The sequence below is a fragment of the Ohtaekwangia kribbensis genome, assembly GCF_042676245.1.
Taxonomy (GTDB): domain Bacteria; phylum Bacteroidota; class Bacteroidia; order Cytophagales; family Cyclobacteriaceae; genus Ohtaekwangia; species Ohtaekwangia kribbensis.
The window spans coordinates 609,596-623,034 of sequence record NZ_JBHTKA010000007.1 but is presented as its reverse complement, the minus strand read 5'-3'; the positions used below and the strand labels follow the sequence as shown (position 1 = coordinate 623,034).

General features: G+C 42.5%; 18 protein-coding genes. 8 read left to right on the top strand and 10 right to left on the bottom strand.

Annotation, left to right across the window (positions count from 1 at the left end; all coding sequences use genetic code 11):
• Nucleotides 1-2: 2 nt before the first annotated feature.
• The 3 genes from ACFQ21_RS17815 (at nucleotide 3) to ACFQ21_RS17805 (ending at nucleotide 2,434) form a co-directional block, all read left to right on the top strand.
• Nucleotides 3-824, top strand: coding sequence for a CheR family methyltransferase (locus ACFQ21_RS17815; RefSeq protein ID WP_377580636.1), 822 nt, complete (start codon nucleotides 3-5; stop codon nucleotides 822-824).
• A 2-nt stretch (nucleotides 825-826) separates the two neighbouring features.
• On the top strand, nucleotides 827-1,993 hold the full coding sequence (locus tag ACFQ21_RS17810; protein WP_377580635.1) for a sensor histidine kinase: 1,167 nt from the start codon (nucleotides 827-829) through the stop codon (nucleotides 1,991-1,993).
• Between the two features lie 126 nt (nucleotides 1,994-2,119).
• Complete coding sequence (locus tag ACFQ21_RS17805; protein ID WP_377580634.1) at nucleotides 2,120-2,434, top strand: cupin domain-containing protein; 315 nt, start codon at nucleotides 2,120-2,122, stop codon at nucleotides 2,432-2,434.
• Here ACFQ21_RS17805 and ACFQ21_RS17800 read toward each other — a convergent pair.
• Nucleotides 2,427-3,515, bottom strand: coding sequence for a type I restriction endonuclease (locus tag ACFQ21_RS17800; RefSeq protein WP_377580633.1), 1,089 nt, complete (start codon nucleotides 3,513-3,515; stop codon nucleotides 2,427-2,429). The genes ACFQ21_RS17805 and ACFQ21_RS17800 overlap by 8 nt on opposite strands.
• 163 nt (nucleotides 3,516-3,678) lie before the next feature.
• Between ACFQ21_RS17800 and ACFQ21_RS17795 the strand changes: the two genes are divergently transcribed.
• Nucleotides 3,679-4,239: a hypothetical protein gene (locus tag ACFQ21_RS17795; protein WP_377580632.1), complete on the top strand. Its 561-nt coding sequence runs from the start codon at nucleotides 3,679-3,681 to the stop codon at nucleotides 4,237-4,239.
• Between the two features lie 346 nt (nucleotides 4,240-4,585).
• On the opposite strand, the gene ACFQ21_RS17790 is transcribed toward ACFQ21_RS17795, so the two are convergent.
• Both ACFQ21_RS17790 and ACFQ21_RS17785 read right to left on the bottom strand, forming a co-directional pair.
• Entirely contained in the window at nucleotides 4,586-5,017 is a 432-nt protein-coding gene (locus ACFQ21_RS17790; protein WP_377580631.1) for a hypothetical protein, read from the bottom strand.
• A 188-nt stretch (nucleotides 5,018-5,205) separates the two neighbouring features.
• Nucleotides 5,206-5,751 carry a toll/interleukin-1 receptor domain-containing protein gene (locus tag ACFQ21_RS17785; RefSeq protein ID WP_377580630.1) on the bottom strand — a complete coding sequence of 182 codons (546 nt, stop codon included), beginning with the start codon at nucleotides 5,749-5,751 and terminating at the stop codon, nucleotides 5,206-5,208.
• Between the two features lie 159 nt (nucleotides 5,752-5,910).
• Here ACFQ21_RS17785 and ACFQ21_RS17780 point away from each other — a divergent pair, with 159 nt between their 5' ends.
• On the top strand, nucleotides 5,911-6,285 hold the full coding sequence (locus ACFQ21_RS17780) for a sensory rhodopsin transducer (RefSeq protein ID WP_377580629.1): 375 nt from the start codon (nucleotides 5,911-5,913) through the stop codon (nucleotides 6,283-6,285).
• Nucleotides 6,286-6,500: 215 nt separating this feature from the next.
• Here ACFQ21_RS17780 and ACFQ21_RS17775 read toward each other — a convergent pair whose 3' ends face one another.
• Nucleotides 6,501-6,821, bottom strand: coding sequence for an RNA recognition motif domain-containing protein (locus ACFQ21_RS17775; RefSeq protein ID WP_377580628.1), 321 nt, complete (start codon nucleotides 6,819-6,821; stop codon nucleotides 6,501-6,503).
• 756 nt (nucleotides 6,822-7,577) lie between these two features.
• Between ACFQ21_RS17775 and ACFQ21_RS17770 the strand changes: the two genes are divergently transcribed.
• The 3 genes from ACFQ21_RS17770 (at nucleotide 7,578) to ACFQ21_RS17760 (ending at nucleotide 9,305) form a co-directional block, all read left to right on the top strand.
• On the top strand, nucleotides 7,578-7,832 hold the full coding sequence (locus tag ACFQ21_RS17770; RefSeq protein WP_377580627.1) for an RNA recognition motif domain-containing protein: 255 nt from the start codon (nucleotides 7,578-7,580) through the stop codon (nucleotides 7,830-7,832).
• Nucleotides 7,833-7,881: 49 nt separating this feature from the next.
• Nucleotides 7,882-8,985 (top strand): fatty acid desaturase family protein, encoded by a 1,104-nt coding sequence (locus tag ACFQ21_RS17765; protein ID WP_377580626.1) that lies wholly within the window; start codon nucleotides 7,882-7,884, stop codon nucleotides 8,983-8,985.
• Nucleotides 8,986-9,047: 62 nt separating this feature from the next.
• Nucleotides 9,048-9,305: a hypothetical protein gene (locus ACFQ21_RS17760; RefSeq protein WP_377580625.1), complete on the top strand. Its 258-nt coding sequence runs from the start codon at nucleotides 9,048-9,050 to the stop codon at nucleotides 9,303-9,305.
• 40 nt (nucleotides 9,306-9,345) lie between these two features.
• Here the strand turns inward: ACFQ21_RS17760 and ACFQ21_RS17755 are convergent, their stop codons facing one another.
• The 6 genes from ACFQ21_RS17755 to ACFQ21_RS17730 form a co-directional block, all read right to left on the bottom strand.
• Nucleotides 9,346-9,546 (bottom strand): hypothetical protein, encoded by a 201-nt coding sequence (locus tag ACFQ21_RS17755; RefSeq protein ID WP_377580624.1) that lies wholly within the window; start codon nucleotides 9,544-9,546, stop codon nucleotides 9,346-9,348.
• 9 nt (nucleotides 9,547-9,555) lie between these two features.
• On the bottom strand, nucleotides 9,556-9,996 hold the full coding sequence (locus ACFQ21_RS17750; RefSeq protein WP_377580623.1) for a cold-shock protein: 441 nt from the start codon (nucleotides 9,994-9,996) through the stop codon (nucleotides 9,556-9,558).
• 456 nt (nucleotides 9,997-10,452) lie between these two features.
• Complete coding sequence (locus ACFQ21_RS17745; RefSeq protein WP_377580622.1) at nucleotides 10,453-10,656, bottom strand: hypothetical protein; 204 nt, start codon at nucleotides 10,654-10,656, stop codon at nucleotides 10,453-10,455.
• Entirely contained in the window at nucleotides 10,634-11,428 is a 795-nt protein-coding gene (locus tag ACFQ21_RS17740; RefSeq protein WP_377580621.1) for a TIGR03885 family FMN-dependent LLM class oxidoreductase, read from the bottom strand. The genes ACFQ21_RS17745 and ACFQ21_RS17740 overlap by 23 nt, the downstream gene beginning before the upstream one ends.
• Nucleotides 11,429-11,446: 18 nt before the next feature.
• The gene (locus ACFQ21_RS17735; protein ID WP_377580620.1) at nucleotides 11,447-13,006 is read right to left on the bottom strand and encodes an alpha-amylase family protein; all 1,560 of its coding nucleotides are present in this window, start codon (nucleotides 13,004-13,006) and stop codon (nucleotides 11,447-11,449) included.
• A 106-nt stretch (nucleotides 13,007-13,112) separates the two neighbouring features.
• Nucleotides 13,113-13,358: a hypothetical protein gene (locus ACFQ21_RS17730; RefSeq protein ID WP_377580619.1), complete on the bottom strand. Its 246-nt coding sequence runs from the start codon at nucleotides 13,356-13,358 to the stop codon at nucleotides 13,113-13,115.
• Nucleotides 13,359-13,439 lie beyond the last annotated feature (81 nt).

Genomic DNA, 13,439 nt, shown 5'->3' with positions numbered 1-13,439 from the left:
GCATGACGATCACGATTGACGATATTGAATTCAAAGAACTACTGGAATCGATCCGCTTTATATACGGGTACGATTTTACAGAGTATGCTGAACTATCCGTAAAGCGGAGAATCGTGCACTTCATGAAGAACCGGGATATATATGCACTCGACAAGCTCGGAAAAATGCTGTTGAAGGACGAGCACTTGTTCGAAGAGTTTGTACAGGAGCTTTCCGTTACCGTAACGGAAATGTTTCGAGACCCGACCTTTTACAAAAGTATACGCGAAAGAGTAGTGAAACGATTGGCCACGTACCCGGTGCTTCGTATCTGGATAGCCGGCTGCGCTACGGGGCAGGAAATATACTCGATTGCGATTTTACTGAAAGAAGAAAACCTGCTGGATCGTTCCATCATTTATGCCACGGATATAAACCAGAAGTCGCTGAAGATTGCGCGCGAAGGAGTATATCCGCTCGGCAGCATGAAACTATATACAAGCAACTATATGGAAGCCGGAGGGAAAAGAGCTTTCTCCGAATACTATATAGCAAAGTATAATTCCGTTTTGTTTGATAAGTCGCTGCGTGAAAATGTGGTGTTCTCTCCGCACAACCTGGTAGCCGATAAATCCTTCAATGAGTTTCAGTTTATCATTTGCAGAAATGTTCTCATGTATTTTAACCAGGACCTTCAGAACCGGGTTGTCAATCTTTTTCATGAGAGTTTATGCTCGTTTGGCTTTTTAGGACTCGGTGACAAAGAATCGCTTTTGTTTGCTGATAAAAAAGATTGCTTTGAAGAAACGGACAAGAAAGAAAAGATATTCATGAAGATGAAGTAGCTATGCAGGAACGTGTAACTATATTGATCGTTGACGACAAACCAGCCAATATATATGCGCTGGAAACGTTACTCGATAAACCCGATCGTACTTTTCTGAATGCGACCAATGGAAATGATGCGCTGAAGCTTGCCCTGAACAATGATATTGACCTGATCATTCTCGATGTACAAATGCCGGAGATGGATGGCTTCGAGGTAGCGCAGATATTAAAGCTCAATAAAAAAACAAAAGATATACCCATCATCTTTGCCTCAGCCGAAAAGAAAGAGCGGCAATCGGTGATGAAAGGTTTTGAAGAAGGTGCTGTTGACTATCTCTCCAAACCTCTCGACCCGGAACTTACCACGGCCAAGGTATCGGTTCTGCTAAAGATACAATTGCAGAAAAAAGAACTGATCGAAAAAAATCAGTCGCTTGAAAAAGCCGATGCGCAGATCAAACAATTGAACGCTGATCTGCAGAAGAACCTTTTCCAACTGGAAGAAGTAAATAAAGAACTCGAATCGTTTTCATACTCTGTTTCGCACGACCTTCGCGCGCCTGTCCGTGCGCTGGTAGGCTTCTCAAAAATGCTGGAAGAAAGCTATAACGATACACTGGATGATGAGGCGAAACGTATGCTGGGCGTAATCCACAAAAATGCTATCAAAATGGGTTCGCTCATTGATGACCTGCTGGAGTTCTCCAAGATGGGTCGAAAAGAAGTCAAGAAGTCAGCGATAAATATAGCGGACCTGGTGAAGGATGTGATCAGCGATGTTACCGATGCCAGTGACTATCACGCAAAAGTTACCGTTAACGAACTACTACCGGCATACGCAGACCGTGCGCTGCTCACGCAGGTATGGATTAACCTCATCTCGAATGCCTATAAGTATTCTGCTAAAAAAGAAAATCCGGCTATCGAAATCGGGTCGTATCGCGACAATGGATATATAGTATACTACGTAAAAGACAACGGAGCCGGCTTCAACATGGAGTATGCCGAAAAGCTGTTTGGTGTATTTCAGCGGCTGCACAAACCCAGTGATTTCGAAGGCACCGGTGTCGGACTCGCCATTGTACAACGTATTGTCGCCCGCCACGGAGGACGCGTATGGGCCGAAGCCAAAGTAAACGAAGGGGCTACATTTTTCTTTACGCTTCCGGCTGAGAAAACGGAGTAATTTCTCATCCTGCTATATCCTGATCTCACGACCGAGCAGAATATGATAAGCTATATCAACTATTCTATTGCAGGGTATTTTGCATTTTTATACTGCATATAATATCTTGATGTCTCAATCCCGGATATGAAGATCTCCCCCGAAGACGCCTTGCGTTCATTAAAGAATTCAAACAAACTTTTTGCAGAATTTTTCAGACGTGATACACTGTCTGTCGAGGTATATAAACCTGATCGTGTTGATCTTCAGAATCCACACGACCAGGATGAACTTTATATCATTATAGCCGGCTCCGGTGACTTTCTCTACGAGCAGGAAATTATACCTTTCAAAGCGGGCGACTTTCTGTTTGTGCCGGCCGGTGTTGTACACCGCTTTCAGAATTTTACCGATGACTTTTCTACCTGGGTAATTTTCTTCGGGCCGAAAGTAGCTATATAGGGTTTGCTACTTTTTCTTCTTTTTCGTACAGATCAACACTCTTCAAAAGCTGCTCGGTATAATTAAAGATATCATCCAGCTTTTGCAGCTCATGACGTGTCTCGTTTTTAGTTTCATCAAACAAGCCGAGGTATTTTTTCGTACCGTTAAACCAGAGTCTGCATAGCGGTTTACGATTGTTGTCATCCAGCAGAATGCCGTAGTACGTTTTGGTATCGCGGGCAACAATTCGATTGGCATCGATCTTCTTTCGTATAATCGACTTCACAATCATAAAGCCTTCCATTTCCTGTGCCGTTGTCTCAATGGCTTTATCTTCTTCCGGGCGTGCTGCGGCTTCTTCTGTCACGCGTGCTTTTTCTGATTCAGCTTCTTTTGCCAAAGCTGATTTCAATCGGTCGTTGATCATATCGCTGATCAACTGGTTAACCGATTTCTTCACTATACCGGTAAACTGTGATACTACTTTGGGCATAGCCTTGCCATCGTATACTTTACTGATGAAGAACCGTACGAAGTCTTCGCTTGGTTCTTTAAACTCCGAAGTCAACACTATTTTTATCTCGTTGGAATATTTCAATTCACTGGCTGTAGTAAATATACTTTCGAGATCGAAGTACGATTTGTGAAATTTCTTCAGTTCATCTACTTCAGCTTCTTTGATATCGGTAAGCATAAATTCGAAGAACGGTTTTTCGTCCATCTTGTTTGCTTCCACCAGGTCGGTATAGAAGCGGTAATGCAAGCCGTTAGTGAGCAATCCGAATTTAGCTTTGGTAGTATGGAAATACCGGAACAACTGTGAGTTGTGTGGATCGAGTTTTTCCTGATAGTGCTTGCATTCGATCAGCAGAATCGGTTCACCATTTTTCATAATGGCATAATCAACCTTCTCGCCTTTCTTAATGCCGAGGTCTGCTACAAATTCAGGATTTACTTCAGCCGGATTGAATATATCATAACCAAGAATCTGAATAAAGGGCAACGTAAGCGAGGTTTTGGTAGCTTCCTCCGTCTGAATCTGAGGCAGCATCTTGGCTACGCGATCACCAAGTTGTTTGATCTGATCTTTAAAGTCCATAGGGTTCGTGAATTAACGTTTATCCATCAAGCTAATCACCCACCTCCTATTAACATGACGATCTTTCCCAAGCACTATATTTTGTTTCCCAACGCTGCCTTTATGTTTCCGAACGTGATACACCATGTTAATCACTGGCTTCGGTAACAGTATAAATTTGTCTATGTCGGTAAAGGAGGACGCTAAACACCTGGCACGGTATTTTATAAATCACAATATTATACTTATCCCAATGGAAAATGTAGTGAAGAATGTAGAAGACCTGGTCAGACTTATTATGGCCAACCATGAGCGTGAAGAGTTTTACAAGCATGCCGCACTCATCTCCAAAAATGCTATGCTGCATGACCTCTTTCATGAATTTGCATATCAATCGCAGGTAAATAAAGATCATCTTTCGCGCTGGCTCATCGCGTATGGCTCAGCCCAGGCGCTGGATCTTACGAAAGATACCATATATCGAAAAGCCTTGCGCTGGATGAAGTTCGAAGTCTCCTACAAACGAAGATCACTATCTGACTGCTGCACGACTGTAGAAGCCATGACGCAGAAAGAATACCTGGCGGTGATGAAAGATTCCACACTTTCGCAGGCTACACTTCGCGAAATTCACCAACACCTTGAAAATTTTGAGATCAGTTCGCGACAGTTAACAGAAACGCTGGTGAAGCCGCAGGAAGCCGGAGTTGCCAACACGACAAACAAATCTGTTAACCTCGCCTAAACTGTTTGCACGCGATAACATTCGATGCAGCAATGCTGGCATCCATTTATATGCCGGTAATATTTACGAGCTGCCTGAATGGCTTCGTAACAGGAAGGAAACGGCCCAAGCTCGATCTTGTCCGAAGGTAAATATTGACATTTGACACGGTGTACGATATGCTCACCCTTCTGCCCTGCATCAGTATCGACACAATAGAAATTCATACATGGATTTTAAAATTGGAAAATTGAAACATTATAATTTTCTGTTTGTAAAACATAGTGGTAACAAAAGCGATAAACACTAACTCCTTTTTAATTTTATAATCTCCAATCTTATAATCTTTCATTATAATCTTTCACTGCTACTGATGCTGCCAGCATTTTCCATTGGCATTTTGCGTGATGCGCTTGCAGCGACTGCCTGATTTTGTTTTGGCTGTGCACTGTCGTGATGCTGTAACTGTCTTCTCAGATGCTGTTACTTTTTCGGAAGAACCGCGTACCTGCTGTATCTGCTGTTTAGTTTGCTGTTGTGGTTTGGCAGGCGCTACGGGGTTCTTGGTAGAACCTGGGTGACACGCGCTGCAGGGAGTATAGCCTTGCTCCTTTGCCACCGAAATCTCTATACCGATGCGACTATGCTTCAGGTATTGGCATGTACTCTTGTGATATTTGTTGCCTGTGCGGGTAATGTATACCGTTTGATCATCGGCCTGGCTGAAGGCACATCCCTGCAGCAGAACCAGGAATAGAAACAGCACCGTTGTGCGGACTATGTAATTGTTAAACCGCATATCACTTCGTTCATAGAATGAAATACGCCACGGAATCGCTGCCGGTAAAAAGTTTTCTCCGGGATGCAGCAGATTTTTTCCGAAGGTATCATTTTTCTTTCCGAAACGATTTACCGACCGGTATAAATAAACCTATACAACCGATCGCGGACCTCGCATTCTATGCTACATATATACCTTTTATCACGTTACATCAGCAACATACTAAAGCCGTAAAGAAGCAACACCACCCCGGCAGCCAGTAACAGGGCGGCATATAGTTTACCCTTCCGGGATTTAAATACGGATGTACTTTTAGCGGGAGAAAGTTTGTGCGGTAAGTTGATTTGCTGTAATAAACGGGTTACGATATCATCCAATCCATTACTACTATATATAGCCATGACATTGTGTAGTAATATATTCCTGATCGCCAATTCACCCGGTGTAACTTCGAACAGTACCGGTATAATTACTTTTTCGCCCTGGCGTTTATAATTGATCAGTGTACTGAATTCAGCCGAGGGCTTCATTTTTGATATATAGCTTGGACTGAAAACAACAATACCATAGCGGCAGTGACGCATACCTTCTACCAGTGTATCGCATACCACATCGCCAATACTAAGTTCCTGCCCGGTATACCACACTTTTATACCTTGTGCTTCGAGTCGTGCAGCAAGTTCGTTCACCAGTAGAATCTTGTCTTCTACCGCATGCGATATAAAAAGGTCGTACGAATAATTGTGATGCATCTATAAATCGTAAAGCCGAAGTATAGAAGCTTTCTCCCCGGTGTGCAAAGTATGTTTCCGAAAGCGTCATTTTTTCTTCCGAACGGATGCTTTTCACAGATTCGCACACGACCTGCATTGGCATTTCTTTTTACCGGTATATTTTGTAAACGATCACGGATGAAAACCATCGGACATAAAATATGGGCGATAGCCGAAGGGTATATACCCACCTATAGCACAGGACCTGCTCCTGAAATGGAGAGTCATGAAACAGCCTGCATTCTCAATGCCAACGATGAAGATGCGCACGTAACGTTTACCATTTACTTTTCAGACCGCGATCCGGTAGGTCCATACAAAATAGATGTTGCAGCACGAAGAACCAAACATGTTCGCTTTAACGACCTGAAAGATCCGCAGTCCGTTCCCACCGGAACAGATTACGCCTGTATCATTGAATCTGACATTCCGATTGTAGTACAGCATACGCGGTTGGACAGTCGCCAGGCGGAAAATGCTTTGTTAAGCACGATGGCGTTTCCAGCGGATTAGTTTTCAATACCATTTAACACCTTACGTTTAATGATGTTGCCGAATATATACCTATGTGGCAACTATCGCATCTATAGTACACTCCCTCTATATCTTCAGGTGTATAAAATTATAGCCAACGTGAAGCGGCATGAAGCCATGCCCCTAAAAAGTATAGACACAATCAACCGGCAAGCTATTCAAATATAGCTTGCCGGCAGATCGTAATCAACAAATTACCAGCGTTTTCTGAAACTGTTACCTTCGTTACCACCACCGCTGCGGTTACCGTAACCACCGCTTCGTGGTGCGTCAGTCTTTGGTCTCGCCTCATTTACAGATATATCTTTACCCAGAAAATTATAGTTATTCAGTTCAGATATAGCCTGTTGAGCAGATGCATTGTCTGGCATTTCGACAAAACCAAAGCCGCGACTGCGTTGCGTCATTTTGTCTAAAATGATTTTTGCCGATGATACTTCACCGTGCTGTTCAAATAACTCGCGTAAGTCAGTGTCGGTTGCTTTGAATGCGATGTTTGAAACATAGATGTTCATGATTATAAAAATTAAAATGTAATTTCTTTTTTGAGGATAACGAAGCTGAATTACATAGCCCTGGCATAATTAAGAATGCACTCCTTCCGGCTATCAGCAATACGCTACTTAATGTTTTGAGTTTATTTTCGTTCCTTCGGATTATATACATAAGAATATATGTTCTTTCGTACAGAGCCCTTACAAATTCTGTTAATCCCTGGAATGCATATTCACTAAATGGTGAAGGTCCTTATGATCTTCACAAGTCTCTATAAGATTTTACAGACCTTACGAACGGCTATAACTGCTATAAAAAACCAGTAATTGTGGAGAGGATTAAGAGACTCCGAATTCGAGAAGAATATGGGGTGAATTAAAAGAATCCGCAATTGATGTCACAAAGATAGTTAAATAAACCGGTAAACCTATAAAATTCAAATTTACACAGCAACAAAACTCCTGCTTTTACTTTATATAAATATAATTGATGAAGATTATACGCACATATAAAATTATATCGTTAAAACAATGAACTGTATGCGTAAACATGTATAGCTGTTGCTTTCAGCCCGATGACAACGCGTGTTCACACTCATCTTCACCGCATCTCCAAACAGTGATTGAACTTTATCGGATAATTTTATGTAGTTTTGTTATTCAATTCCTCGAATCCGCCGAAGGTAATTCTCACCAACAGATTATTCCTCCTTAGATTTTATCAATTGAAAGAGACGCAGGTCTCAGTTTTCCTATTATCCATTCAACTTTTTTATTATGAATCTGTTTGTGACCAACATTAATCGTGCTGTTACTGATGATGCCTTAAAAGCCTTGTTTATTGAATTTGGTAAAGTTGCTTCCGTTAAAATTATGATTGACAAATCTACAGGCATTTCAAAAGGTTTTGGCTTTGTTGATATGCCCGATGATCGTGAAGCTATGGAAGCCGTTCGGAAGCTTTCAAATGCCAGCTTCTTTGGCAGCAAACTCCGTGTTTCAAAAGCAAGACCACAAACAACTATATTCTAATCTCCCGGATTTTAGAAGAACAAACTATATATACACCTGACTATAAAGAATGACAAGTAACAAAACCGTAACGTTTTCCACCACAAGGCGCGACTTTTCGAACACGCTCAACAAAAGAGTAAACGACTATTTTAAGACAACGGGTATTTCCAGACATGGCAACAAAGAAATGCTGATAAAGACGGTGTTTATGTTTTCGCTGTATTTTATACCGTATGCCTGTATCATAGCATTGGGCATTACCAACAGCTGGTTACTATTATTATTGACAATAATTATGAGTCTCGGGCTGGCAGGTATAGGATTATCCGTAATGCACGATGCCAATCATGGCGCATATTCAAACAAGAAGTGGCTGAATACAGCCATGGGATATTCCCTCAATCTCGTTGGCGCCAATTCATTTAACTGGAAAATGCAGCATAATGTACTTCATCACTCTTTTACCAATGTGCATGAAGAGGATGAAGATATAAGTCCACGCGGTGTACTGCGCCTCACACCGCACTCTGCCTGGAAGCGCTTTCATCGTTACCAACATATATATGCATGGTTTCTCTACGGACTAATGACGCTGGTCTGGTTATTTGTAAAGGATTTTGTTCGCATTGTGCGCTATCATAAAAACGGAATGGCCAAAAAGAACAACGCCAATATCGTGAAAGAGTGGTTTATACTCGTGGCTACCAAAGTTGTATACCTCGGCTATATATTCTTAATTCCCCTGCTCTTTACAAATTTACCTTGGTGGACAATTTTTATTGGTATTGTTGTTATGCACTATATCGCTGGTTTTATACTGGCTATTATCTTTCAACCGGCACACGTTATTGAAGGCACCGAGTTTCCGCTTCCGGATGAACATAACACGCTTGAAAATAACTGGGCTGTTCATCAACTACACACCACAACAAACTTTGGCAACAAAAGCCGTTGGTTTTCCTGGTATGTGGGTGGTTTGAATTTCCAGATTGAGCACCATTTATTCCCCAATGTATGCCATGTCCATTATAGAAAGATAGCAAGCATCGTAAAGGAAACAGCAGCCGAATTTGGTTTACCCTATAAAAGCGCCCACACATTTATAGCAGCATTGGGAGGCCACGCCAGATTGCTAAAACAGTTAGGTGTAAAACCGGTAGAAGTAGCATAGTATAATTTCAAAAAACCTGTTGCATTGGGGCAGGTTTTTTTTCTAGGACAATACCTATACTTATGACACAGCGAATAATTGACCGAAGTTATGTAGGCGAAGTACTGCAACACATCTATAGCAGCGATCTACATATCGAAATTGTACTGCAGACACAAAGTGGTTACTTCTATATGGTGGATCAACATGAAAAGCGAACGCCCCTGCAGGGAACTACGATTGAAGAAGCTGTAACGCATCTGGCCTCCCGGATTTCTCTTGACCATCCCCACTCCAGTTTCAGTTTCTGGTGGAAGCAGAACTTCCATTCGTATTTTTAAAGTATACCACTGCTATAGCGTTCGCTATATTCAATTAAGTTTATTTCGAGACAAATAGCTTAAAGCGGTAATTGTCGATCTTCTCCAAACGAACCACGTTTTTTCCAATGATATCGATTATATCCGGATGCATGAAGAGTTCATTCATATCTTCAAGCTTTGTAAAGAGTGTAAGGTAATATAGGTCTTTACGATCAGAGTCATACCCCTTGCGAATAAGCACTTCAACACCCGGATCCATTCTGAAATATTATATTTTCTTCACTTCTACTGCATTGAACCCCCGGGGCGTACGCTCCGTTTCAAATGATACCATATCATTTTCCTTTATGGCAATTTTCAGAGCATTGGCGTGCACAAAAATGCTTTCCTGCGTATTCAGATCTTTGATAAAACCGTATCCTTTTGGAACGTTAAAATAAGTTACACGACCTTTACGAACCGGTTTTACAGAAGCGCTGTCAATGTTGCGGGCTCCTATAATAATATCATTTGTCCTGGTAGTATATTTTTTATTGGGATCTGGCGGTGTAGAAGTAATATTACCGTTCTCATCCACATAAGCCAGCATATCTTCCAGCGATTGTCCCGTTTTTACATTCGCCCTCCTTTCGGCCTTGCGCTCTTCCTTTTCTTTTCGCTTTTGTTCTTTCTTTTTTTCTTTTTCTCTTTTGCTGAATGTTCCATTCATAGGCTATTTTTATTGATATTTAATTTCTACACAGATCTTTTATAAAGATGAATCTGTCTTTGATCCTTAATGGAAGAGATACATCTCGCATAACGTTTTGAACAATTCATTATGCAATTTGCCTGATAACACTAATTAGTAATCTACAACAATGACTAGAGAGTGGTTTACCTCGTTTGCAATACTCGCCTGAAGTATTATTCTTTCGTAAAGACGACTGCTTTATTACGTTTCTTCAAAATGACTTATCCTCAAGTGCGGACATTAGATAAGAGCGTTCTACAATTGGAGGAATGGCTGATAAAGCATGCTAAAGGTATGGATAATAATTGACAACTGAATATATTATTCATTATTTCAGAGCCCGGTCATGAATTGTCAATTCCCGCTTGCCGAAATGATTACGGTGCTCCAATATATAACGTATGCACGCCGTTTCGGTTCGAACAAGATGAACTATAAACCCTTCAGTACCGGTAATACTTTGTCACCGAAATCTTCGATGAAGGTTTGTTGATGACGGTTTACGTTGTGAAGCATCAGGTTTGTGAAGCCTGCATCTATATATTCACTTAACCAATCCATATGTTGTTGTAGTGATGAGCTGACAAATACTTTCTCTTTCAGCTCTTTTACGTCAACCGTTTTTACCAATGGCATCGAATTGCGCAGGAGTTCGCAAGTCGGTCATAACAACGTTATCGAAAATGTTATTGCGCCATTGGAGTAATGCTTCGCCACGTGTTTCTTTTTCTGAGCGGCCATACGAAAGTTGTACTTTCACGTAGATCGGTTTACCTTCTCCTCCACCCTGTATAAATGCATCGCGCATGTGTTTCAATTCTTCTGTCGGTCGTGATGTTGTAATCAGGCCATCAGCCCAGCTTCCGATCCAGCGTGCTGTTGCTTCCGTTACGGCTGCTCCAAGCAATAATGGTTGCCTGGCAGGCAAAGTATATAGCCGCGCTTCATCCGTAACCACCAGCCCATCCGTTGTAACTGTCTCACCCGCCCAAAGCCTGCGTATAATGGTTGCACTCTCGAACAATCGCGCATTGCGTTCGGGTTTGCCGGGCCAGCGATCACCAGTAATATGTTCGTTCAGATTTTGTCCACTGCCGATAGCAATCCAGAATCGTTCCGGGAACATCTCTGCTAACGTAGCGCATGCCTGTGCTATAATCGCAGGATGATACCGTTGCCCCGGTGCATTGACTATACCGAAATCAATTCTGGACGTAGCCTGCAACGCAGCGCCCAACCATGACCATGCAAAACCACTTTGCCCCTGCTGTTCACTCCACGGGTAAAAATGATCCGAGGAGAGTGCCGCTTGAAACCCCGCGCCTTCCGCAGCAACCACCCATCGCAGCAATTCACTGGGAAGAAACTGTTCATGCGATGCGTGATATCCAATCTTTACCGGCTTCATCTTTATACTATATATTAGCTATATATTCTTTAGCCAGGCATAGCCGTAACGTCCCAGCTGTAACTCGCGATTATTGCCCAGTATACCCGGACCGAAAAAACACATCACAGCGCCTATATCTTCGGTTAACGCGTATGAAGCAGGCATATCATTCAGGTTGTGAACGAGTATAAATCGCTTTGAACCTTCGTCATATCGAAATACAATAACCGATTCGTTCCCGGACTCCAGCATTTTAAATTTATCGATGGTAGTAGCACCGAGTTGCTGGCGGCATTGTATAGCACTGGTCATCCACTGCAGAAACGATTCCTCCCGCAGTTGCTCCGCCACATTTATATTCTTATAGCTGAACGTACCTTTGTCGATTGCGGGGTATGGCAATGCTTCGGCTGATGCCTTTGAAAATCCTGCATTATTCCCGGAAGACCATTGCATAACCGTGCGTATACTTTCACGGCCCTTTAACTGGAGATCTTCGCCCATGCCCAGTTCATCGCCATACCGGATCATGGATGTACCCGGCAAACAAAACATAATGCTATATACCATCTCCATACGTGCACGATCATTATTCAGCATTGGCGCCAGTCGCCTGCGTATGCCACGTCCGTAGATGCGCATATACTCTTCGGGAGCAAATGCTTCAAATACTTCGTTACGTTCATCTTCTTTCAGTTTGCCGAGATTGAGCTCATCGTGCTTGCGTATAAAATTTACGTAGCCACAACCGGCTGGTATAGGTACTTTCAAAAGAATATCAATCGCCTCGCGCAACGGCTGGGCTGTATTACGCGCCAGCGCCAGAAACAAATGCTGATTGGTAATGAAGTCGAACATCAGGTGCATGCGATCGCTATTACCGAAGTACCGCGGTAATTTATCAATATCGTCATTTGCTTCCGCCAGCATCACGGCAGAGGAATTACACTCATCGAGCCAGCGCCTCATGTCATCGAGGATAGCTTCGTGATCCTGACCATTAACATGATCAGGACGCGCGAACTGAATCAGGATATGAACAGCATCCACACGAAACCCGGATACACCTTCATCAAGCCAGAACTTTATGATCTTGCGTACCTCTTCCTTTACTTTCGGATTATATATATTCAGATCCGGCTGCTCGCGGTAAAAACGATGGTGATAATATTGACCCGTCTGTTCGCTCCAGGTCCATGTATTGTCCTCCTCGCCCGGAAATATAGTCTTATGCTGTCCTTGCGGGATATAGTCTGACCATATATAGTATTCGCGATACGGAGAATTACGATCACTGCACGCACTCTTAAACCACGGATGCTGATCAGACGTATGATTCACTACCAGATCAATCAGCACATATATACCAAGTTGTTTGGCTGCCATCAGAAATTGCCGGAAATCATCGAGCGTGCCGAGGCGCGGATCAACTGCGGTGAAGTCAGCAATGTCGTATCCGTCATCACGGTTAGGACTCGGATAAAACGGGAGCAACCAAAGGCAATCTATACCCAGTTGTTTCAGATACGGAAGCTTTTGAATAAGCCCCTGGAAGTCTCCTATACCATCATCGTTCGAATCAAAAAACGTCTCCACATCCAAGGAGTAAATGGTGACGTACCGGTACCAAAGATTATCAGACATTAAAGGGATCGTAAAGGTTATAAGATCATACTTGCTACGTGCTATATATAGTGTAGTCTCATTCTTCTTCCACGATCAGCGACAATACTTTATGGTCGGCATCGGTCTTTTCATCAATAATAATCGGATCAGAAACGATCTTCGCTACTGCGCTTTTATTCTTGCACGTTACACGCACTGTATTTCCCTTTTCAAAACGTGTCTGCTCATCGTTCAACACCGTAACACGCACCTGAATGGAATTTCCTTCTTTCAGATCGCGAAAAGATATTTCATCTACAATCGGGACATCTATAGTTTGCATAATAAACAGCGTTAATGGAACATTTTATACCCGGCAATTCCAACATCACCAGTACTACATTCCCATAAAAAACCATACCGC

Bases quoted from the DNA above. Each gene is read 5' to 3' on its own strand.
- ACFQ21_RS17760 (WP_377580625.1), top strand. From the start codon at position 9,048: ATGACACAGCGAATAATTGACCGAAGTTATGTAGGCGAAGTACTGCAA.
- ACFQ21_RS17810 (WP_377580635.1), top strand. From the start codon at position 827: ATGCAGGAACGTGTAACTATATTGATCGTTGACGACAAACCAGCCAAT.
- ACFQ21_RS17800 (WP_377580633.1), bottom strand. From the start codon at position 3,515: ATGGACTTTAAAGATCAGATCAAACAACTTGGTGATCGCGTAGCCAAG.
- ACFQ21_RS17770 (WP_377580627.1), top strand. From the start codon at position 7,578: ATGAATCTGTTTGTGACCAACATTAATCGTGCTGTTACTGATGATGCC.
- ACFQ21_RS17740 (WP_377580621.1), bottom strand. From the start codon at position 11,428: ATGAAGCCGGTAAAGATTGGATATCACGCATCGCATGAACAGTTTCTT.
- ACFQ21_RS17790 (WP_377580631.1), bottom strand. From the start codon at position 5,017: ATGCGGTTTAACAATTACATAGTCCGCACAACGGTGCTGTTTCTATTC.
- ACFQ21_RS17775 (WP_377580628.1), bottom strand. From the start codon at position 6,821: ATGAACATCTATGTTTCAAACATCGCATTCAAAGCAACCGACACTGAC.
- ACFQ21_RS17765 (WP_377580626.1), top strand. From the start codon at position 7,882: ATGACAAGTAACAAAACCGTAACGTTTTCCACCACAAGGCGCGACTTT.
- ACFQ21_RS17795 (WP_377580632.1), top strand. From the start codon at position 3,679: ATGTCGGTAAAGGAGGACGCTAAACACCTGGCACGGTATTTTATAAAT.
- ACFQ21_RS17785 (WP_377580630.1), bottom strand. From the start codon at position 5,751: ATGCATCACAATTATTCGTACGACCTTTTTATATCGCATGCGGTAGAA.
- ACFQ21_RS17780 (WP_377580629.1), top strand. From the start codon at position 5,911: ATGAAAACCATCGGACATAAAATATGGGCGATAGCCGAAGGGTATATA.
- ACFQ21_RS17815 (WP_377580636.1), top strand. From the start codon at position 3: ATGACGATCACGATTGACGATATTGAATTCAAAGAACTACTGGAATCG.
- ACFQ21_RS17730 (WP_377580619.1), bottom strand. From the start codon at position 13,358: ATGCAAACTATAGATGTCCCGATTGTAGATGAAATATCTTTTCGCGAT.
- ACFQ21_RS17745 (WP_377580622.1), bottom strand. From the start codon at position 10,656: ATGCCATTGGTAAAAACGGTTGACGTAAAAGAGCTGAAAGAGAAAGTA.
- ACFQ21_RS17755 (WP_377580624.1), bottom strand. From the start codon at position 9,546: ATGGATCCGGGTGTTGAAGTGCTTATTCGCAAGGGGTATGACTCTGAT.
- ACFQ21_RS17750 (WP_377580623.1), bottom strand. From the start codon at position 9,996: ATGAATGGAACATTCAGCAAAAGAGAAAAAGAAAAAAAGAAAGAACAA.
- ACFQ21_RS17805 (WP_377580634.1), top strand. From the start codon at position 2,120: ATGAAGATCTCCCCCGAAGACGCCTTGCGTTCATTAAAGAATTCAAAC.